Source organism: Robertmurraya phoenicis, from assembly GCF_047302285.1.
Lineage (GTDB): Bacteria > Bacillota > Bacilli > Bacillales > Cytobacillaceae > Robertmurraya.
The window spans coordinates 1,600,826-1,621,172 of record NZ_CP154845.1 but is presented as its reverse complement, the minus strand read 5'-3'; the positions used below and the strand labels follow the sequence as shown (position 1 = coordinate 1,621,172).

Genomic DNA, 20,347 nt, shown 5'->3' with positions numbered 1-20,347 from the left:
TCACCTCGTTAATTCTGTTTGATAGGAAACAGCAGTTAGTGCATATAATGGGGCTGTTTCTGTTCTTAAAATTCTTGGACCTAAACCACAAGAAAGAAATCCTTCTTCTTTTAAAAGAATGACTTCCTCGTCCGTTAGTCCACCCTCCGGTCCAAAAACGAAGAGGATGGACTCGCCCATTTTGAGCTCTTTTAAAATGGAATAAAGAACAGATGCTTCACCTTGCTTGGCATCTTCTTCAAATGCCACTAATTTATAATCATAGCCTTTGCTTAATTCGACCAGTTTTTTTATTGTTACTGGATGATGGACTTCTGGTAGTTCATGACGATGAGATTGCTCAGCCGCTTCCTTTGCGATTTTATTCCAGCGCTCGACCTTTTTCGACGCTTTTTTCTCATCCCATTTCACAATGGAGCGAGATGCCGTAAAAGGGATAAACGTAGCAGCTCCTAATTCCGTCCCTTTTTGGATAATCCACTCTAGTTTATCCCCTTTGGGCAGACCGCTCGCAATGGCCACCTGTACTGGCATTTCAACAGTAGCTTCTTCCCATTTTACAACTTTTGCAACGACTTGTTGATCGGTAATTTCTTCTATTCGACAGCGTGCACTTTTGCCAGCGTTCGCACAATAGATTTCATCATCCACCTGTAAACGCATCACCTTCACAATATGATGGCGATCATCTTCAGAAATATAGAAACGATCATCCTTGAAATTTCTCACAAAATATCGTTGCATCTTAACACCTCTTGAATTATATCTTTTTCGCGATAAATGCGATCCAATCTTCCATTTGAATCGTTTCAACAATTTCAAAGCCTGACTTCAAAATCGCATCCTTCACTTCTTGCTTCTTCTGAAGGATAATACCAGACGTAATAAAATATCCACCTTGTTTCACGATCCGGGCAGCATCATCTGTAAATCGAACAATTACTTCTGCAAGTATGTTCGCTACCACTACATCGACCGGACCCTCGATTCCATCAAGTAGGTTATTTTGAGAAACAGTTGCTCGCTCATGAACCTTGTTAAGCTTAATATTAATTCGAGCTGAATTTACAGCTACCTCATCCAAATCGAGCGCTTGTATTTTTTCTGCTTCTAATAAACCTGCAGCAATCGTTAAAACACCAGAACCTGTTCCAACGTCAACGACATGGTCACCCTTATTCACAGTTCTCTCTAGTGCTTGTATACACATAACCGTTGTTGGGTGAGTACCGGTACCAAAGGCCATACCTGGATCTAGTTCAATAATGAGTTCGTCACTATGAACAGGTGTGTACTCCTCCCATGTTGGAACAATCGTGAATTTTTCCGAGATCTTTACAGGATGATAATATTTTTTCCAGGCGGTTGCCCATTCTTCCTCATTGACTTCACTAATGGTAACGGTATTTTTCCCAATGTCGATATTATGAAGGATTAATCCATTAATCGCTTCTTTTATTTCTTCAACCGTTTCACCTAAAAAACTATTAACAGGTAAATAGGCTTTTACGATAACTCCTTCTTCAGGATAATCGTCAGGATTCAGTTGGTAGATTTCACCGAAGCGGTCTTCCCTCTCCTTCTCAAGCTCAAAAGGATCCTCAATGACTACCCCAGAGGCACCTGCTTCATGTAAAATATTTGAGATCGGCTCTACCGCCTCATTTGTTGTATGAATGGCAATTTCAGACCACTTCATTCTACCAACTCCGTTTCTTTATAACGTACTTTTATTTAATGCTAGACATACCGCGAGTTCTTACGTTATTCACCTTTGAACGCTCTTTTTACCTTTGAAAAAAAGCCTTCTTCTTGATCCCCTTGTGGTACTTTTCCACTTACTTCGGCAAATTCCTGTAATAGCTGCTTCTGCTTTTCAGTCAGCTTTGTTGGTGTCACAATACGCATAATGACATGCTGATCTCCAACACCATAACCTCTCACATTTGGAACACCTTTTCCACGTAAACGGAATTTCGTACCTGTTTGTGTACCCGCAGGAATCTTAAGCTTTACCTTTCCATGTACAGTTGGAACTTCAATCTCGTCCCCTAAAGTTGCTTGGACAAACGTGATTGGCATTTCACAATAGATGTCATCCTCATCACGCTCAAAAAATTCATGTGCACGCACATGGAAGACAACATAGAGATCTCCAGCTGGACCACCATTAATACCTGGTTCACCTTGACCTGATACTCTTAATTGCTGACCATCATCAATACCGGCAGGAATTTTGACATGAATCTTGCGGCGCTTTTTCACCTTGCCTGTACCACCACATGTTGAACATTTATGCTTAATTTCCTTACCAGTTCCGTTACAATAGTTACAAACTCTACGGTTAACAATTCTACCGAAAGGCGTATTTTGCTCTACATTTAATTGACCACTACCGTGACAGTGATTACATGTCTCAGCCTTTGTACCTGCCTTTGCTCCACTTCCGTTACAGGTTTCACAAGTTTCCTCACGAGGGATTTCAATATCAGTTTCTTTCCCAAAAATGGCATCCTCAAAGGAAAGGGTCATCGTGTATTGTAGATCAGCACCTTGTCTAGGGGCATTTGGATCTCGACGTCTAGTACCGCCTCCGCCAAAAAACGTTTCAAATATATCTTCAAATCCTCCGAAACCGCCTCCGCCGAAGCCACCTCCACCAAAGCCTTGGTTTGGATCAGTGTGACCAAATTGATCATATTGAGAGCGCTTAGTGTCATCACTTAATACTTCGTATGCTTCTTTTACTTCTTTAAATTTCTCATCTGCATCCGGCTCTTTGTTAATATCCGGATGATATTTTTTTGATAGCTTTCGATATGCTTTTTTAATTTCGTCTTTAGAGGCGGACTTGCCTACTCCTAAAACCTCATAATAGTCTCTTTTACTCAACCTTACCACTCCCCGAATCCATTCGCATAAAGGTTATTTTAACACTCATTTGATTACTAGTGCAAATATATTCGTGCTTACATAGAAAAAGCCAAAGCCATAAAGACTGTGACTTTGACATTTCTATATTTCTAAAAGTTTGTGCTTGTCGCCGATGGACAAGCGCTCTCCGCTTTTCTATTGTCCAGCTCCTGCGGCTAGACCCTCGAGTCGCTTCAGTCCAGCTGTGGAAGTCAAAAGGACGACTTCCACTTCTGGCCTTCCAGCGCTTGTCGGGTCTGTTCAAGCCGCTTCCGCTTTTCTTTGTCCAGCTCCTGCGGCTAGACCCTCGAGTCGCTTCAGTCCAGCTGAGGAAGCCAAAAGGACGACTTCCACTTCTGGCCTTCCAGCGCTTGTCGGGTCTGTTCAAGCCGCTTCCGCTTTTCTTTGTCCAGCTCCGAGCGCTATCGGCTCGAGGTCACAAGCCAATCCATCAAGGAGGTTAAAGTACAACCTCCATGCCGGCTCGTCTTGTGCTTGTCGCCGATGGACAAGCGCTCTCCGCTTTTCTATTTATCATCTTTGATTTCTTCGAATTCTGCGTCTACGACGTTGTCGCCTTTAGGAGCAGCGCCCGCTTCACCTTCAGCACCTTGTGCAGCCTGTGCTTGCTTGGCAGCTTCTTCGTAAAGCTTAACAGATAGGTTTTGAACGATTTCTTGTAAAGCATCTTTCTTCGCACGGATTTCTTCAAGGTCATTTTTCTCAATTGCTGCCTTAAGTGCATCCTTTGCTTCCGTTGCTTTTGCAACTTCATCTGCATCTACTTTACCTTCTAAATCCTTCAATGTCTTATCCGTTTGGAATACAAGCTGATCCGCTTCGTTACGTAATTCTACTTCTTGCTTACGCTTTTCATCTGCTTCTGCATTTGCTTCAGCTTCTTTAATCATCTTATCGATTTCTTCATCTGATAATCCAGTAGAAGACTTAATTGTGATAGCTTGCTCTTTATTTGTTCCAAGATCCTTCGCACGTACGTTCACGATACCGTTTTTATCGATATCAAATGAAACTTCGATTTGTGGAATTCCACGTGGAGCTGGTGGAATATCTGTTAATTGGAAACGACCAAGCGTTTTGTTATCAGCAGCCATCGGGCGCTCACCTTGAAGAACGTGAATGTCAACCGCTGTTTGATTGTCAGCAGCTGTAGAGAATACTTGTGACTTAGAAGTAGGAATCGTCGTGTTACGATCGATTAACTTCGTAAATACGCTACCCATTGTTTCAATACCAAGTGATAGAGGTGTAACGTCTAGTAAAACAACGTCCTTCACATCACCAGTGATAACTCCTCCTTGAACAGCAGCACCCATTGCAACAACTTCATCTGGATTAACTCCTCTATGTGGCTCTTTGCCAGTTGCTTTCTTAATGGCTTCTTGTACTGCTGGGATACGAGTGGATCCACCAACCAAGATAACTTTATCAAGTTCTGCAGAAGTTAAGCCAGCATCTTGTAATGCTTGACGAACTGGCCCCATCGTTCTTTCAACAAGACTTAAAGACAACTCATCAAATTTAGCACGTGATAATGTTACTTCTAAATGAAGTGGTCCTGCTTCTCCAGCTGTAATGAACGGTAAAGAAATTTGTGTTGAAGTAACACCTGATAAATCCTTCTTCGCTTTTTCAGCTGCATCCTTCAAGCGTTGCATCGCCATTTTATCTTTAGACAGGTCGATCCCATTTTCTTTTTTGAATTCTTCTACTAAGTAATCAATGATAACTTGGTCAAAGTCATCTCCACCAAGACGGTTATCACCAGCAGTAGATTTAACTTCAAATACGCCGTCTCCTAATTCAAGGACAGATACATCAAACGTACCACCACCAAGGTCATATACTAGAATGGTTTGGTCTTCTTCCATTTTATCCAGACCATAAGCAAGAGCAGCAGCAGTAGGCTCGTTAATAATACGCTCTACTTCAAGTCCAGCGATTTTTCCTGCATCCTTCGTCGCTTGACGCTCTGCATCATTGAAATAAGCTGGTACAGTGATAACTGCCTTTGTTACAGGCTCACCTAAATAGTCTTCAGCATAAGCTTTCAAATGTTGTAAAATGATAGCTGAAATTTCTTGTGGTGTATACTCTTTTCCATCAATTGTTTCTTTATGAGAAGTTCCCATGTGACGTTTGATTGATAGAATTGTATTTGGGTTAGTAATTGCTTGACGCTTTGCTACTTCCCCTACTTGACGCTCACCATTTTTAAATGCAACAACAGATGGAGTTGTACGGTTTCCTTCTGGATTAGGAATTACTTTTGGTTCTCCACCTTCAAGAACTGCTACACAAGAGTTTGTTGTTCCTAAGTCGATACCAATAATTTTGCTCATGTTAATAGCCTCCCAAATTTAGTATGTAATCATTTTTCTCTAGTAACTTACTGATTCACCTTAACCATTGCTGGACGTATGATCCGATCCTTTAGAACATACCCTTTTTGGAACTCTTCCACGACTACGTTCGAGGCAAATCCTTCTTCCGCAACCTGCATAACAGCTTGGTGGAAATTCGGATCAAATTCCTTACCCTCAGATTCAATCGCTTCAACGCCTTCTTTCTTTAAAGCATCCACAAGGCTACGATAAATCATGTCCATTCCTTGAAGTAAAGATTTTGTTTGTTCGTTATCTGTTTCAACGTTTAAGGCACGTTCAAAGTTATCTAATACGGGTAAAATATCTGAAATCAAACTTTGTGCTCTATATTTTTGCGCCGCTTCATAATCCAATTTAGCTCGACGGCGAGAATTATCAAAATCAGCTTGTAAGCGAAGATAGCGATTTTCCTTCTCTTCTAGCTCTTTTTGCAGAGCTGCAACCTGCTCTTCCAGCTTTGAAAGCTTATCTTCTTCAGCAGATGAAGGTTCTTCCACTATTTCTTCTTTTTCTTCATCAAAAATAGGTTCAATTTCTTCTTGTACTACTTGTTCTTCGTTGGTAGACACTGCTTCTTCCTCCAGTGTGTTTTTTTCCTCAGCCAACGTTTTCACCTCCCTTAAAGTAAGCACCGACTAAGTTAGTCGCTGTTGTCAGTCCTTTATCACCAATAACGATTACAGTGATATATACGCAAGGAAAGGGATGGAACTAACGTGATTCCACCCTTTATCAATATTTCCAGCACTACTTACTTTGATACAGTTTTGTTAGCACCGCTGATAGATCGTCACTGAAGAATCTCAATAGGCTTATAACCCTTGAGTATTCCATTCGAGTTGGTCCTAAAATGGCTATCGTACCTAACTGCTCTGTTCCCATGGAATAAGTAGCAGTAATTAAACTACAATCATCCATTGCTGAGTTGCCATTTTCCTTCCCAATTTTCACATTGATACCAGAAGGATTTCTTCGGAGGATATCGTACATATCTTCCTCATGCTCAATCATCGTCAGCAGATTTCTCACTTTACTAATATCATGAAATTCAGGCTGACTGAGCATATTCGTTTTACCGCCAAAAAACAACTTTTCACTTGCAGGTATTTTCAATGTCTCTACTAATGAAGTAAACATGGAATCATAGCTACGGATGTGCTGGCGTAAGACAAGGGCAACCTCTTTATAGATCTTCCCATTTAATTCTTCCAATGGGACACCTGTAAGACGAGCATTCAAGATATTGACAAGCTTTTCAATGTCACTCGAGTCAATTCCAGCAGGAAGATGAAACATCTTATTCTCCACATGCCCTGTATCTGTGACGATAATAGCGATCGCTGTTTCGTCATTCAAAGGAACAATTTGGATTTTCTTTAGTTTGTTCTCCCTAACTGCAGGACCTAGAACGATAGCGGTATAGTTTGTCAACTCTGATAAGATTTGTGCAGATCTTTGAACTATCTTCTCCAGTTCGTATATTCTTTCAGCAAAAATCGAACGTACAGAGTTCACTTCTTTTATCTCAAGTTTTTGTGGTGATAGTAAATGATCTACGTAAAATCTGTACCCTTTCTCGGATGGAATTCTCCCCGATGAGGTGTGTGTTTTTTCCAGAAAACCGAGTTCTTCTAAATCTGCCATCTCGTTTCGAATTGTAGCCGAACTAAAATGAATTTCTTCCTTCTTCGACAAGCTTCTCGAACCTACTGGTTGAGCAGACCGAATAAAATCATCAACAATTACTTGGAATATTAACAATTGACGATCTGTTAACACTTTATATCACCTCTGTTAGCACTCCTTTATATCGAGTGCTAAATCTAATATTAAATTATCAAATATAAGGGGATCGTGTCAATCATTTAAGATTTTTTATTCTGTCCTCATTTCTTTAAGAAACTCACCCTTTCACAACACCTAAAAATGATTGAAAAACCTCGTTACCGAGAAATCTTCCTTTTTTGGTCAATCTTATATAATCATTTTCCTCTATAATCAAATTCTTTTCTGTTAAGCTTGCCATTTCATTGGCAAATAAATCTAAAGGAGATGCCCTGTATCGTTCAATAAACCTTGGGATCGAAACGCCTTTATTCTTTCTTAATCCGAGGAACATTTCTTCTTCCATTTGCTCTGCTTTTGTCGGTTTATTTTCCTCTAAAGTGGGAAATTGTCCTTGCTCTAGAGGTTCCATATACTTTTTCAAAGGACCGTAATTCGAACGTCTCATCCCATTAACATAGGAGTGAGCTCCAGCACCAAAGCCATAATATTCATCATTGTTCCAATAGGTTAAATTATGCCGACTTTCGTACCCAGGAATGGCGAAATTACTGATTTCATATTGACGATAGCCATGCTTGTCCATCTGTTCCATCAATTCCTCATACATGGCTGCTTCTGTATCCTCTCCAGGTAAAGGAAGACGTCCTTTTCTCATCAAATTATAGAAAACAGTCTTCGGTTCAATAATCAAGGAATATCCAGAGTAGTGCTGAATATCTAATGAAAAAGAGGTTTCAAGTGTTTCCTTAAAATCTACTAGAGTTTGCCCAGGTAAACTATAAATGAGATCAACACTGATGTTTTCAAACCCTGCATTTTTTGCATGCTCGATCGATTTGAATACATCTGAGGCTCGATGAACACGGCCTATTCTTTTTAACAGCTCATCATTAAAGGTTTGCACACCGAAGCTAAGGCGATTAACACCTGCATCATGTAGGATTTGTAGTTTTTCCTTCGATAGATCTCCTGGATTCGCTTCAAACGTAAATTCCGTTTCATGATTGAAAGGAAGAATATCACGGATTCCTTGACATAAAGTTTCAAGCTGCTTTTCGTTCAAAGCAGTTGGTGTTCCCCCTCCAACAAAAATCGAGCGCAAATGGGATGTTGACGACTTTTGTATTGTTAACTCCATCTCTTTTTTCATAAAGTCTATATACTCATCGACTGGCTGTCCTTGTAAAAAAACTTTATTAAAATCACAATAATGGCAAATATGTTCGCAAAAGGGAATATGAATATACGCCGCTTTAATCAAAAAATCACAACCTCGTTTTTTTAAAATATGAAAGAGAGGTTAGTGTTCTTGCCGCAACAAGACTATCTAACCCCTCTTTCATTTGTAATACTAGACAGTGAACCTATTTCTTCTGACTGTCATCCATTTTCAATACGGCCATGAAGGCTTCTTGAGGTACTTCTACTGAACCAACTTGCTTCATTCGCTTCTTACCTTCTTTTTGCTTTTCAAGAAGCTTCCGTTTACGGGAAATGTCTCCACCGTAACATTTCGCTAAAACGTTTTTACGCATCGCTTTGATAGTAGAACGAGCTACAATTTTTTGTCCAATTGCCGCTTGGATCGGAACCTCAAATTGCTGTCTCGGAATTAATTCCTTTAATTTTTCTACAATGATCTTACCACGCTCATAGGCAAAATCATTATGGACGATAAAACTCAAGGCATCAACTTTCTCCGCATTTAAAAGGATGTCCATCTTCATCAGCTTAGATGGCTTGTAGCCAATAAGCTCGTAGTCGAAGGAAGCATACCCTTTCGTGCTGGATTTCAGTTGATCGAAGAAATCATAAACGATCTCGGATAACGGCACTTCATATATGATACTCACGCGTGTTTCATCCATGTATTGCATATCGATAAAGTTGCCCCGTTTTTCTTGGCAAAGCTCCATAATTGCGCCAACATAATCATTTGGAGCCATCATCGTCGCTTTCACATAAGGTTCTTCAATCCGTTCAATCTTCTGTGGATCTGGCATATCAGAAGGGTTGTCTATCTTCAATTGCGAACCGTCGGTTAAAATAACATCATAAATAACACTTGGTGCGGTTGTAATTAAGTCGATCTTAAATTCCCTTTCGATTCGTTCTTGGATAATCTCCATATGGAGTAAGCCGAGGAATCCACAACGGAATCCAAAGCCTAATGCTTGTGAAGTTTCTGGTTCAAATTGTAGAGCAGAATCATTCAATTCAAGCTTTTCAAGTGCTTCTCTTAAATCGTTAAATTTCGCACTATCAATCGGATAAAGACCACAATACACCATTGGGTTTAGCTTACGATAACCTGGTAAGGCTTCCGTTGCTCCATTTTTTGCATTTGTGATCGTATCCCCGACGCGCGTGTCTCCAACATTTTTTATAGCAGCCGTTAAAAATCCTACATCTCCAACTGAAAGTTCTTCCGTTTGAACAGCCTTAGGTGTAAAGACTCCAACTTCTGTTACTTCAAATTCCTTGCCTGTTGCCATCATTCTAATTTTATCTCCGGGTTTAACCGTACCTTCTACAACACGAATATACGCAACAACACCACGATAGGCATCGTATAAAGAATCAAAAATTAACGCCTTTAAAGGAGCTTCAGGGTCACCAACAGGTGCAGGTACTTTTTCTACTATTTGTTCTAAAATTTCCTCAATTCCAATACCTGCTTTCGCACTAGCTAAAACAGCTTCTGAAGCATCGAGGCCAATTACCTCTTCAATCTCGTTACGGACACGTTCTGGATCCGCACTTGGAAGATCAATTTTATTAATAACTGGAACAATCTCCAGATCATTATCTAGTGCTAAATAAACATTCGCTAATGTCTGAGCCTCAATTCCCTGTGCTGCATCGACTACGAGTACCGCACCTTCACATGCAGCCAAACTACGGGATACCTCATAAGTAAAATCGACATGCCCAGGTGTGTCGATTAAATGAAAAGTATAAATCTCTCCGTCTTTTGCTTTGTATTTTAACTGAACTGAGTTTAATTTAATCGTAATGCCACGTTCTCTCTCAAGATCCATTGAATCGAGGAGCTGGTCCTTCATTTCACGAGCAGTTAAAGCATTCGTTTTCTCTAAAATTCTATCTGCCAATGTCGACTTTCCATGGTCGATATGAGCGATAATGGAGAAATTACGAATCTTCGATTGTCTATCAAGTCTTTCTTCTTTGTTCATATCGTTCACTCCTACTATACTCGGACACATAGAATCAATCCCAATTTGACTAAACGCTTACAGTCGAATAGCCATTGGAACTGATTAAATACGCTATTTTTTGATTATAGCAGTCGATTCAGCAAGATTCAACGGAAAATAGAAGGCCCTACTGTATCAGATCGGTGATCAACTCTATCATCTTATTTGTCAGCGAAGAGACACCCTCTGCTAGACTCTTACCCAGAGTAGAGAAAAAATTGTATGCCTTCATTTCTTCGAGTTTTGCTTTCTTTTCCTGTATATCATGACTATTGATATCATTGCCTAACACAGCTAGTTCTACTTGACCACCTTCGTTTTCAGCAACGTGAAGTGCTTCTTTGAAATTATTATCTTCAAATCCCTTCATGCGATCGATCCCATCGTTTGCCTGCTGCATTCCAAAAAGAACGGAAACAAACATTAAAGCCAAAACCAATAAAAATTTCAAAAAAAACAACTTCATTTTTTCACCTACTCACGTTTTTATTTAGAGATGGTTCGTAAACCTTTTTTGAAAACAGTTTTTTTGCTGAAAATCTACTTGAGTTTGTCCTCATAACACTCTATGAGGACTATCTTCGACCTCAACCTATCTGAGTTTGTCCTCATGAACCCTCTATGAGGACAAACTCCACTATTGTCAACAATCTGAGGCAATTGGCTATCGTACCAATTGCCCCCTTTACCATTATTGCTCACTAGCCGGCTCCTCAACCGGGAAATTTACACTTTCTGCTTGCCAAAAGACTTCGCTAAAAACTTCTGCAAAGGCCTCTGCAGAGAGGTTTAATTCTTCAAACGTATTATCGACTCCACCAAATTCAACTAATATTGCACTTTCAGATAAATCCTGATTGAATTTTCCATTCGTGTGTGCTCCTTCTTTTTTAATAGCCCCTCTGCTTAAGCCTGGGTATTTTTCTTGGAGCTTTTTGTGTATTTCATCAACTATCTTCAAGTTCTTCTCATAATTTGGATTCTCTGCCCCTAGTACAAATGCAAGCTTCGCATAGGATTTCCCATTAATCTGTTTCGTCGTATCTTTCTTTCGGTTAGAATCACGATGGATATCAATTAAATAAGTAAGATCCCGATTTTCTGTAATTGCAGCCTCAACCACTTTTCTTGACTCATCATATGACCTTTCGTAGGTGAGTCCCTTTTCATTTAGATTAGTCATTATATCCGTTTTATCTACAATTGTCCCAATCCCATAACGTTCTAATTGTTTTTGAAGATGGTCCCCAATTCTCGTCACATTAATTTTTGAGTGCTGTGCCCTATCCGGATCCGTAACTCCTTCTAAATGAGGAAGAAAGGATTCTCTTGTATGAGAAAAATAAATATAAACCATTTTGCGATCACCAGTCGTCTGCTCTGGTGGCAATGCTTCATCTTGTTCATTATCTGAATCGTCTAATCCCTCAACACCCTGTAAAGATGCTTCATTTTCTTTTTTCAAAGCATCAGGAGGTGGAGGTGATTCAATCGGTAAATTCGTGTAATTCGTTCCTTCTCCAGCAAGTACAATTTTCCCATCAAATATTGAAAAGCCTGGAAGTTCTCTCCCTAGAAGACTTCTTGGATCATCCAGGCTAACATTCGTCGATACCTTGAACATTAAGCTTGATAAGCTTGGTGTTGTTTCTTCTTCTGGAAGTACTTGTCCAAAGGCATGATTTTCTGTGCCAAGGAGACGAAATAAAACCTTCCCGGTTATATGCCCTGTCGCACTATTAATAGACGAGGATTTGATTTGATATTCTGGTTTTAATGACGTAATGAGACCACTAATAGAAAAAATCAGCAATAACAATAACATTACAATTAACAAAAATTGAAAAACACTGGTCCCTTGTACAGTTACGACAAATGAAGAAGACCTGTTATATTTCATGGTTCCACCTCTTTTAGTAAGTCTACTAATTCATATGACTTTACTAGAAAAGATAGAACCATTTTCCAAAGCTATTATTTAGTTCATAACTAAAGTAGCACAGATTATCTTGTATAGAATCCCGCGTTCTCATCATTAATGGATTTGTGTAACGCTGCATTTAATCCATTGGCGAGGAGATTCGACATGTCCTCTATAAAGACATCGACTTCTTTTGGCGTCACCATGAGATTATGACCGAGAGGAGAAAGAACTTCGGATATTAATTTTCTTTTTTCCTCTTCCTCTAGCGTACCGATCATTCCTAAAAATGTTTTGCGATGATGCTCCTCAGGTAAATCTTCATCTGTCAGTTTTTTTCTTTTTCCAAACGTCATTCCGGCTGGAGCTAGAGCACGTGAAGGACGGTCTCCTTCTTTTAGTTCCTTGCCAAAATGCTTTAAAATATAGTCGATCGTGTCACTGGTAATCGAAACCGCATCGACGACGGTTGGAACACCGATCGCAATAACTGGAATACCCAGTGTTTCCTTGCTTAATTCTTTTCGCTTATTTCCTACTCCTGAACCAGGATGAATCCCCGTATCGGAAATTTGAATGGTAGAGTTCACTCGGTCAATCGATCTTGAGGCGAGAGCATCAATGGCAATAACGAAATCTGGCTTCGTCTTCTCGACAATGCCTCGAATAATATCACTTGTTTCAATCCCCGTCAGTCCCATGACCCCAGGAGCAATCGCACTAACTGGCCGAAAACCTTCCTCTACACTTTCTGGCTGTAATTCATATAAATGTCTCGTAATGACTAGATTCTCACATACTTGAGGTCCAAGAGCATCAGGCGTGACATTCCAATTCCCTAATCCGACTATGAGACAAGACGCATCCTTCGTGATCCCTAACTCCTTCATAAAATGCGAGAATTCCAAGACAAAGGTTTTTTCCACTTTTTGCTGAAGTTCCGTGTCCTGTTGTCTTATCCCTATTACTTCAAGGGTTAAGTACTTCCCTTCTTTTTTCCCTATCGCCTCTGCTCCCTCTTTCGTAATTTCTACTAGGGAAATCTTTATATCATTTTCCTCTTTCTCCTTTATGATCACACCCTCAATTTGAGAGAGATTCTCCTGTCCACGTACATTTTCTTTTTCTCTTTCCGCAATAACCATTTCTCTTGCTTCAACTGCTAAATCAGTTCTGACAGCAAATTGACTTAAATCCATTATTACCTCTCCTTTCCTTCATATGTAAATTCTTCTAGTAGTTCCATAAAAAGATTGCTAATATCTAGCATTACCGTCATAAATACAAAACATTCATTTGAAAAAACATTTACTTTGCCGTAAAATAAACAGATAGTATTGCAAAAGATATATCCATTTGATAAAATATCTCTTGTTCTGCAATTTATGTTATGATTGTAAATATCGAGTTTTATATAATCTCGATTGCTTTTTCGGGAGGTGAATGGAATGGCAAATATTAAATCTGCTATCAAGCGTGCTAAGACAAGCGAAGAGCGTAGCGCTCATAACTCAACAGTTAAATCTGCAATGCGTACTGCTGTTAAAAAAGTAGAAGCTGCAGTTGTAAATAACGACGAAGCTGCTGCAAAGGCAACTTTTGTAGAAGCTGCTAGTAAATTAGATAAGGCTGCTACAAAAGGTCTTATCCACAAGAATGCTGCTGCTCGTAAACAATCTCGTTTAGCTAAGAAGTTAAACTCTTTAAACGCGTAATTGTGTTAGGCTATCTCCTAAAAAGATAGCCCTTATTTTTGCACAAAAAAAGGAACCTTCGTGGTTCCTTTTTTTAATATTTGCTAATTTTAAGCGAAAAATTTGATGATTGAGGTCTTGTCCGTAAATCATGTAACAGGAGTTCGGAAAATAAGATGAGATTTTCCGGTTATTAAAGCTTATTTTATTTTCGTCCTTGTAAGCGGAATAAGAACATTTCAATAATCAATTCTTTATTCATTCCACCTGTTTTGGATTGGTAATCGGCATCTGCTAGCAGTTGCATAATTTCCGTTAGCTCCTCATCTTTAAAAAGCTTTGCTTGTCCTGCAGCTAGCTTTACACGGAATGGATGCACCTTAATGTATCCGGCAATTTGCTGCTGCCCATAGCCTTTCCTCGCTAATTCCTTTACTTGATAAAGTAAACGAAACTGTCCTGAAAGGATGGATAAAATTTTGATTGGCTCTTCATTTTGTTTCAATAAATCATAATAAATGCGAAAGGCAGCATCGATCTTTCTTTGAACAATTTTTTCCACTAACACAAAAATATTTTGCTCCAACGATCTCGATACAAGTTCATCAACCATGGAAACTGTAATGACATTGCCTTCCGTCGTAGCATACAGGGCCAACTTGTCCACTTCTGTCGTGAGCATGAATAAATTCGTTCCTGCAAGAGCTAACATTTGCTCGACGGCATCTTCATTAATCGTTACATCGTTTAAGGTCGCACGATCTTTAACCCAAAGTTTTAGTTCCTGTTCATTTAATCTCTTTGCCTCAACAACACTACCTTTTCTTTTCATTTCCTTCGTGATCTTTTTTCGCTCATCAAGCTTCTCATATGACCCAGCGAATACGACGATCGAGTAAGGAGCAGGCTCTTGTAAATAGGCTTCTAATTTAGCTACATTATGTTCAACCTTAGACTTTGACTTCTCCGCCGTAAGAAAGAAAGGATTATTCAATATAATAAGTCTTCGCTCTCCGATAAAAGGGAATGTCTCAGCATCTTCTAACGCCACTTCAATCGGAGTCTCCTCCAAATCATATGTAGCAAAATTGAACTCCAATTCCTCTTCATTCAGGGCATATTTCATTAATAGCTGCTTTGTTTCATTGATAAGAAAAGACTCCGCTCCATATAATACATAAATGGGGGAGAATTGCTTTTTCTTCATTTGTTTCCATACATCTAAAACCAATTTTTTCTCTCCGTTCTTTTACATTCTTATGTTAATCGTATAGAAGCACGGAGTTTTTGACAAGGGAGAACATTTATCTCATTCCAGATTCCATACTAAAAGGGAATTGGTTATCTAACAACCAACCCCCCTATTTATAGTAAACGCTAGCAAATAAGGCCTAGGATACTTATCCACTAGCGGTACAACCTTGTTAATAATAGTGTAGCCGGATGATTGCAAACTATTTGTGACAACTCTTGTCAGTATAGGAAAAGTGGCTTATACTAGAAAACGTCTACGTATTTATTTATCAATCAGGAAGAAATTAAAATACGAACAAAGCTTTTTCATGCTTTCGTTCTCCAATTGTTTATTGCTTTATGAGGGCCATCTATTATAATGGAAATAGGAGGGGTTATTGTGAATCCATTTGAAAAAGAAGTACAAAGCAAACGCAATGACGCTATTGACTCAGGAGTAGGCTTTATCGTCTCTTTCGGTTTCTTTGCAACATTGTTCATTATCGCTACCATTATTCAATTTATCGGATCTTAAGTACATAGGATTGCCATGGACTGCACCTTTTCGTGTAGTCTTTTTTATTTTGCAGTCCCACTAAAATTCGCTTTTGCTTTATCATATGGTTTTCCTGTTAAAAAGGTTCCTTTCTCTTCTTTAAAATAAAAGCGGATTGCTCCATCCCTATCGGTTCTATAAATAGCGATTTTACGCTCTTCCAGTCTATTGATCACCTCCGCATGAGGATGGCCAAAGCGATTATCCTTTCCAGCTGAAATGAGCGCAATAGTTGGTCTTAAATGCTCAAGCCACGAATCAGAGGTCGATGTTTTGCTTCCATGATGGCCAACTTTTAACACATCAATTTGTAAGTCAGGATATGATGCAAGTAAGTGACTCTCACCAGCTTCCTCCAAGTCTCCCGTAAACATCCACTTCAATCCCCCTAACTCTGTATAAACGACGATAGACTGATCATTTCGTGCCAATCCTACACTTGAGGTGGGGGACAAAATATGAAAGCTGTGACCATCCACCTTCCAACTATCTCCGTTTTGAGTAAAATGAACTGAAATATCTTTCTCCTTAGCAAGATCAAGCAATTCTACTTCAAGATTGGCTCTATTTTCGGCCACTGGAAAAACCATTTCCTTCACCTTCATCTCATTTAAAACGGCAGTTGCTCCACCTACATGGTCCATATCTCCATGAGTTAAAATGAGCTTATCAAGAGTGGTGATTCCCTTACTTTTTAAGTATGGAATAAGCACATCTTTACCTACTTCAAATGACTTTCTTCGTTTCATCCACTCTTCTACCGGAAATTGAATCGTTCCTCCTGTATCAATTAAATATATTCCCTTATTCTTTGGTAATTGGATTAAAATACTATCCCCCTGTCCCACATCAATCACTGTAATTTCTCCTGGAGAATAGTACTTTTCGATAAAAAAGGGAGTGCTAATAAAAATCGATAAAAGGAAGATCCTTATATACATCTGTTTTTTTGTTCTTAATTTTTCCCACAAATAAAAACCATATGGAATTCCAATGCAGAAGATGATCAGAGAAATCTGGTTTGGTCTTCCAAGAACCAGTGTATTATAAGGAAATTTAGAGAGGAATAAGGTAATCGTATTTAACAACTGAAAATTAAAGTCTAAGAAGGACGCTATCGGATTCAGCAACTCTCCAAAAAGGAGTGAGAAAATGTACCAAAGAAGAGATAATGGAAGGATGACAACAGAATAAAGGGGGATAAAAAATAGATTTGCTAACAAGGAAACAAGGGAAAATTCATAAAAATGATAGAGCATAATCGGAATGGAAGCAATTTGAGAAATGATAGAGGTCACACAAAGCAACAAAAGTGGTTTATCCATATATCGACTTAAAATCGTACGCGAAAGAACGAGAGAAAAACTGACAATAAAGGAAAGTTGGAAGCCAACATCATAAATGGCAAACGGCGATATAAACAAATATACGACTAACACAATGCTAATAATGTCTGCTGGATTAAGCTTTCTCCTCCTAAATTTAAGTAAAAGTAAAGCCAAAAACATCATTAAACAAGCGCGAATGACTGATGGAGCTCCACCTGTCAAAATGATATAGATAGGTAAAAATACGATTAAAATCGTCATCATCTTTTCCCTAGAAATATGAGCCCGTAAGCCAACTAAAAATAAAATCCCCATTAACATTCCAACATGAAGCCCAGAGATCGCTAGTAGATGGATAATGCCAAGCCTTTGGTAAGCCTCTATTAAATCTTGCTCAATAAATTGTCGATCACCAAACACGAGAGCGATTGCTAGGGGAGCTGAATTTTCGGGGAATTGCTCGTTGATAAATCGAATTCCATTTTGTCTTATTTTTTGAATAAAGAGGAAAGGACTTCTTTGTTCACGACAGCGGTCTGGATTTAACTGTTCAACATCCAAAATCCAGAATATTTGATCATAGCGCAAATACTGCCGATAATTGAACATATTCGGATTACCCGGTGGTTCCGGTTCTTTTAGTCGACCTTGCACTTGACAAACCGAGCCGACTTGCAATTTCGAAAAATCAGCCTTTTCCTTCAAACTTAAGAGGCGATATTGAAGAACGAAATTTTCTTTTGATTGTACGTCTTGACCGTACGTCGAAAAGAAGTTTCCGTCTACTTTCATTGGATTTTGGAGAGTGACGATAAATTCTGTTTCTGCACCTGTCATTAGAGATTGAATTTTATTTTCATATGTCTTTGCTTGTAAAAAGAAAAGAAAGAATATGCTAATGACGAGAAAAAACTGTGTGAGAGAAAATCGTTTGAGGAAAAAAAGAAAGAAGATTAGGAGTAAAAAAACAGCTAAAAAAATGAGTCCCTCTAAAGCGGATAATATTCCAAAAAGCGATGCCAATCCAATATATATAAATTTACCTTTCAACAAAAACCTCCCCATTCAAAAGGAGGAGGCAGTGCCTCCTACGCTCTTATAAAGGTTGAAAATCCCACTTTAAACCACCAGCAGAATTTCTCATATCATCGACATAGTTTTCGATTTGCACATCCATTTTTACCGCTTCAACATGACTAATTTCAAGTAGATGATAGCAGTAATCATGATTTTTATAATCGTAGTTATAATAAATTTTCGTAATACCAGCCTGAAGAATTTTCTTCATACAATGAACACAAGGAAAATGAGTCACGTAAATTTGGCTTCCTTTTGTTGACACTCCTTGTAAAGCACATTGTAAAATCGCATTTTCTTCTGCATGAAGACATCTTAAACAGTGGTTATCTTCAACATAACAACCTGCATCCAAACAATGGTCTTCTCCACTAATTCCACCATTATAGCCTGTACTAATAATCCGATTATTTTTCACAAGCACAGAACCGACATTTAAGCGATTGCAGGTACTTCTCATACTAATAAGATGGGCATTTAGCATAAAGTACTGATCCCAAGTTAATCTATTTTCGTTCAAATGACTCACCCTTTACTCTGACTTATCTTTTAGTTTAAGGGGAAAAGATAAGGCTCGTCAATTTGAAAATACGAAAAAACAATGCCCTTGACATACAATATCTAGTTAACCGTAATGCTTTCCTGTAATTTTTCAAATGTTTTTTGCCCAAACCCGCTAATCGACATAATATCCTCAATTGTTTTAAAGCCACCATTACTTTCTCGATATTCAATAATCGCCTGTGCCTTCGCTGGCCCTATTCCTGGTAAGGTTTCTAATTCAACAGAGCTTGCTTTATTAATATTGATTTTTTGCTTAGCAGAGTCGGTCCCGCCCATTGAAAAATCCGCCTCTGCTTCAAGCCCCTCTTCCCCAATCATCGGAACATAGACAACCATTTCATCGGTCACTCTCATCGCAAAATTAGTAGCAGATGTGTTAGCATCGTCTGTCATTCCTCCCGCACTGTCAATCACATCCTTGACCCTATCACCTACAGTTGCTTTATACACACCTGGTCGATGGACAGCACCTTTTACATCGACCAATATTTCCTGTGCTCCTTGTTCTTCGATATCGACCACCTCTTGGAGCGGTTCTTCGATAGATTCCCACCCTTCATCTACTATCTCATTTTCTGTTGGCCATACGGTAGAAAACAGATAGTACCCAAAAAGTCCGACTACACCTGTAGCAACGGCAAGATATTTTTTATGCTCTTTTATCCACTCTAACATCAGCTATCTTCCTTTCTTTGACATAATTCAATGGCGAAATTCATATGGTTATAGCAATGGGTTATTTTGTGAGGTTTTCTAAAAATAGAAGGAGGGTTGTAACGATGAAAATTGGGGTCATTGGTACAGGCAACATGGGGAAAATTGTGATCGAGGCATTTATCGACGGAAAAGCCATATCCCCTTCTTCGCTCATTATTACAAATCGCACAATTTCAAAAGCGATTGCCATTCAAGAGCTTTATCCTGACATAATTGTCGTAAATTCGGCTGACGAGGTGGCAAAAGAAGCTGACCTTCTTCTACTTTGTGTGAAGCCAGGAAATATGTCTGACGTGATTCAACAAATTCATCCTTTTTTAACAAAGGATAAATGCGTCGTTTCCATTACAAGCCCAATCAGTGTTACATTGCTTGAATCGCATCTTCCCTGTTCTACAGCTCGAGCAATTCCGAGCATCACCAATCGAGCACTGGCAGGTGTCTCGCTCCTCACCTTCAGTGAAAAATGCGAGCCACATTGGGAGCAAAATTTAAGTGAACTCTTTAGTCGAATTTCAATACCTATTGTCATTGATGAAAATATAACTCGCGTATCATCTGATATCGTTAGTTGCGGACCGGCATTTTTCACGTATTTAACCAGAAGATTTATCGATGCCGCGGTCTCAGAAACAAATATCGACCGCAAGACTGCCACAAAAATGACAAGCGAAATGCTGATCGGACTTGGGTCGCTCCTTAGTAAAGAATTCTACACATTGGAGTCATTACAAGAAAAGGTCACTGTAAAAGGTGGGGTAACAGGAGAAGGGATTACCGTATTAGAAAATGAACTCGGGAAAGTATTTGAACATCTTTTTCAGGCTACTCATGCGAAATTTGCTGAAGATTTAAAAGAGGTAAATACGGCTTTTTCAAGGACCGAAGAGCATAAAAGCCCGAGGTATTAAGATATAAATTCGTCTTTTA

The 20,347-nt window shown here is 39.0% G+C and carries 19 protein-coding genes; 4 read left to right on the top strand and 15 right to left on the bottom strand.

The window, feature by feature from the left end:
* The 3 genes from AA0X71_RS07875 to dnaJ all read right to left on the bottom strand — a co-directional run bounded on the left by AA0X71_RS07875 (window position 1) and on the right by dnaJ (window position 2,892).
* Entirely contained in the window at window positions 1-744 is a 744-nt protein-coding gene (locus AA0X71_RS07875) for a 16S rRNA (uracil(1498)-N(3))-methyltransferase (protein WP_413361103.1), read from the bottom strand.
* Between the two features lie 16 nt (window positions 745-760).
* Entirely contained in the window at window positions 761-1,699 is a 939-nt protein-coding gene (gene prmA, locus AA0X71_RS07870; RefSeq protein WP_413361100.1) for a 50S ribosomal protein L11 methyltransferase, read from the bottom strand.
* 65 nt (window positions 1,700-1,764) lie between these two features.
* Complete coding sequence (gene dnaJ / locus AA0X71_RS07865; protein WP_413361097.1) at window positions 1,765-2,892, bottom strand: molecular chaperone DnaJ; 1,128 nt, start codon at window positions 2,890-2,892, stop codon at window positions 1,765-1,767.
* Between the two features lie 154 nt (window positions 2,893-3,046).
* On the opposite strand from dnaJ, the gene AA0X71_RS07860 reads away from it, so the two are divergent.
* Window positions 3,047-3,457: a hypothetical protein gene (locus AA0X71_RS07860; protein WP_413361095.1), complete on the top strand. Its 411-nt coding sequence runs from the start codon at window positions 3,047-3,049 to the stop codon at window positions 3,455-3,457.
* Here AA0X71_RS07860 and dnaK read toward each other — a convergent pair.
* From dnaK to gpr, 8 genes are all read right to left on the bottom strand, one after another.
* Window positions 3,441-5,276: a molecular chaperone DnaK gene (gene dnaK / locus AA0X71_RS07855; RefSeq protein WP_413361092.1), complete on the bottom strand. Its 1,836-nt coding sequence runs from the start codon at window positions 5,274-5,276 to the stop codon at window positions 3,441-3,443. The two genes, AA0X71_RS07860 and dnaK, sit on opposite strands and share 17 nt — an antisense overlap.
* Window positions 5,277-5,323: 47 nt before the next feature.
* The gene (gene grpE, locus AA0X71_RS07850) at window positions 5,324-5,926 is read right to left on the bottom strand and encodes a nucleotide exchange factor GrpE (protein ID WP_413361089.1); all 603 of its coding nucleotides are present in this window, start codon (window positions 5,924-5,926) and stop codon (window positions 5,324-5,326) included.
* 142 nt (window positions 5,927-6,068) lie between these two features.
* Complete coding sequence (gene hrcA / locus AA0X71_RS07845; RefSeq protein WP_413361086.1) at window positions 6,069-7,100, bottom strand: heat-inducible transcriptional repressor HrcA; 1,032 nt, start codon at window positions 7,098-7,100, stop codon at window positions 6,069-6,071.
* Between the two features lie 124 nt (window positions 7,101-7,224).
* The gene (gene hemW / locus AA0X71_RS07840; RefSeq protein WP_413361084.1) at window positions 7,225-8,370 is read right to left on the bottom strand and encodes a radical SAM family heme chaperone HemW; all 1,146 of its coding nucleotides are present in this window, start codon (window positions 8,368-8,370) and stop codon (window positions 7,225-7,227) included.
* Between the two features lie 103 nt (window positions 8,371-8,473).
* On the bottom strand, window positions 8,474-10,306 hold the full coding sequence (gene lepA, locus AA0X71_RS07835) for a translation elongation factor 4 (protein ID WP_413361082.1): 1,833 nt from the start codon (window positions 10,304-10,306) through the stop codon (window positions 8,474-8,476).
* Window positions 10,307-10,454: 148 nt separating this feature from the next.
* Window positions 10,455-10,793: a DUF3679 domain-containing protein gene (locus AA0X71_RS07830; protein ID WP_413361079.1), complete on the bottom strand. Its 339-nt coding sequence runs from the start codon at window positions 10,791-10,793 to the stop codon at window positions 10,455-10,457.
* Between the two features lie 225 nt (window positions 10,794-11,018).
* Window positions 11,019-12,227, bottom strand: coding sequence for a stage II sporulation protein P (gene spoIIP, locus AA0X71_RS07825; protein ID WP_413361077.1), 1,209 nt, complete (start codon window positions 12,225-12,227; stop codon window positions 11,019-11,021).
* 104 nt (window positions 12,228-12,331) lie between these two features.
* Window positions 12,332-13,447, bottom strand: coding sequence for a GPR endopeptidase (gene gpr, locus AA0X71_RS07820; RefSeq protein ID WP_413361074.1), 1,116 nt, complete (start codon window positions 13,445-13,447; stop codon window positions 12,332-12,334).
* A gap of 249 nt (window positions 13,448-13,696) precedes the next feature.
* Between gpr and rpsT the strand changes: the two genes are divergently transcribed.
* A complete protein-coding gene (gene rpsT / locus AA0X71_RS07815) occupies window positions 13,697-13,963 on the top strand; it encodes a 30S ribosomal protein S20 (protein WP_413361072.1) in 267 nt (88 codons plus the stop codon).
* Between the two features lie 184 nt (window positions 13,964-14,147).
* Here rpsT and holA read toward each other — a convergent pair whose 3' ends face one another.
* On the bottom strand, window positions 14,148-15,173 hold the full coding sequence (gene holA / locus AA0X71_RS07810) for a DNA polymerase III subunit delta (protein ID WP_413361070.1): 1,026 nt from the start codon (window positions 15,171-15,173) through the stop codon (window positions 14,148-14,150).
* Between the two features lie 402 nt (window positions 15,174-15,575).
* Here holA and AA0X71_RS07805 point away from each other — a divergent pair, with 402 nt between their 5' ends.
* A complete protein-coding gene (locus AA0X71_RS07805) occupies window positions 15,576-15,710 on the top strand; it encodes a YqzM family protein (RefSeq protein WP_019154583.1) in 135 nt (44 codons plus the stop codon).
* Window positions 15,711-15,754: 44 nt separating this feature from the next.
* Here AA0X71_RS07805 and AA0X71_RS07800 read toward each other — a convergent pair whose 3' ends face one another.
* From AA0X71_RS07800 to AA0X71_RS07790, 3 genes are all read right to left on the bottom strand, one after another.
* Window positions 15,755-18,109: a DNA internalization-related competence protein ComEC/Rec2 gene (locus AA0X71_RS07800; RefSeq protein WP_413361068.1), complete on the bottom strand. Its 2,355-nt coding sequence runs from the start codon at window positions 18,107-18,109 to the stop codon at window positions 15,755-15,757.
* Between the two features lie 46 nt (window positions 18,110-18,155).
* A complete protein-coding gene (locus tag AA0X71_RS07795; protein ID WP_413362523.1) occupies window positions 18,156-18,620 on the bottom strand; it encodes a deaminase in 465 nt (154 codons plus the stop codon).
* Window positions 18,621-18,757: 137 nt separating this feature from the next.
* Complete coding sequence (locus AA0X71_RS07790) at window positions 18,758-19,375, bottom strand: helix-hairpin-helix domain-containing protein (protein ID WP_413361066.1); 618 nt, start codon at window positions 19,373-19,375, stop codon at window positions 18,758-18,760.
* A gap of 104 nt (window positions 19,376-19,479) precedes the next feature.
* On the opposite strand from AA0X71_RS07790, the gene comER reads away from it, so the two are divergent.
* Window positions 19,480-20,328, top strand: a complete 849-nt coding sequence (gene comER / locus AA0X71_RS07785; RefSeq protein ID WP_413361064.1) for a late competence protein ComER — start codon at window positions 19,480-19,482, stop codon at window positions 20,326-20,328.
* Window positions 20,329-20,347 lie beyond the last annotated feature (19 nt).

What these genes read in the sequence shown, in the direction of transcription:
- AA0X71_RS07875 (WP_413361103.1), bottom strand. Translation starts at nt 744, where the DNA reads ATGCAACGATATTTTGTGAGAAATTTCAAGGATGATCGTTTCTATATT.
- prmA (WP_413361100.1), bottom strand. Translation starts at nt 1,699, where the DNA reads ATGAAGTGGTCTGAAATTGCCATTCATACAACAAATGAGGCGGTAGAG.
- AA0X71_RS07860 (WP_413361095.1), top strand. Translation starts at nt 3,047, where the DNA reads ATGGACAAGCGCTCTCCGCTTTTCTATTGTCCAGCTCCTGCGGCTAGA.
- dnaK (WP_413361092.1), bottom strand. Translation starts at nt 5,276, where the DNA reads ATGAGCAAAATTATTGGTATCGACTTAGGAACAACAAACTCTTGTGTA.
- lepA (WP_413361082.1), bottom strand. Translation starts at nt 10,306, where the DNA reads ATGAACAAAGAAGAAAGACTTGATAGACAATCGAAGATTCGTAATTTC.
- AA0X71_RS07830 (WP_413361079.1), bottom strand. Translation starts at nt 10,793, where the DNA reads ATGAAGTTGTTTTTTTTGAAATTTTTATTGGTTTTGGCTTTAATGTTT.
- spoIIP (WP_413361077.1), bottom strand. Translation starts at nt 12,227, where the DNA reads ATGAAATATAACAGGTCTTCTTCATTTGTCGTAACTGTACAAGGGACC.
- gpr (WP_413361074.1), bottom strand. Translation starts at nt 13,447, where the DNA reads ATGGATTTAAGTCAATTTGCTGTCAGAACTGATTTAGCAGTTGAAGCA.
- rpsT (WP_413361072.1), top strand. Translation starts at nt 13,697, where the DNA reads ATGGCAAATATTAAATCTGCTATCAAGCGTGCTAAGACAAGCGAAGAG.
- AA0X71_RS07795 (WP_413362523.1), bottom strand. Translation starts at nt 18,620, where the DNA reads ATGCTAAATGCCCATCTTATTAGTATGAGAAGTACCTGCAATCGCTTA.
- AA0X71_RS07790 (WP_413361066.1), bottom strand. Translation starts at nt 19,375, where the DNA reads ATGTTAGAGTGGATAAAAGAGCATAAAAAATATCTTGCCGTTGCTACA.
- comER (WP_413361064.1), top strand. Translation starts at nt 19,480, where the DNA reads ATGAAAATTGGGGTCATTGGTACAGGCAACATGGGGAAAATTGTGATC.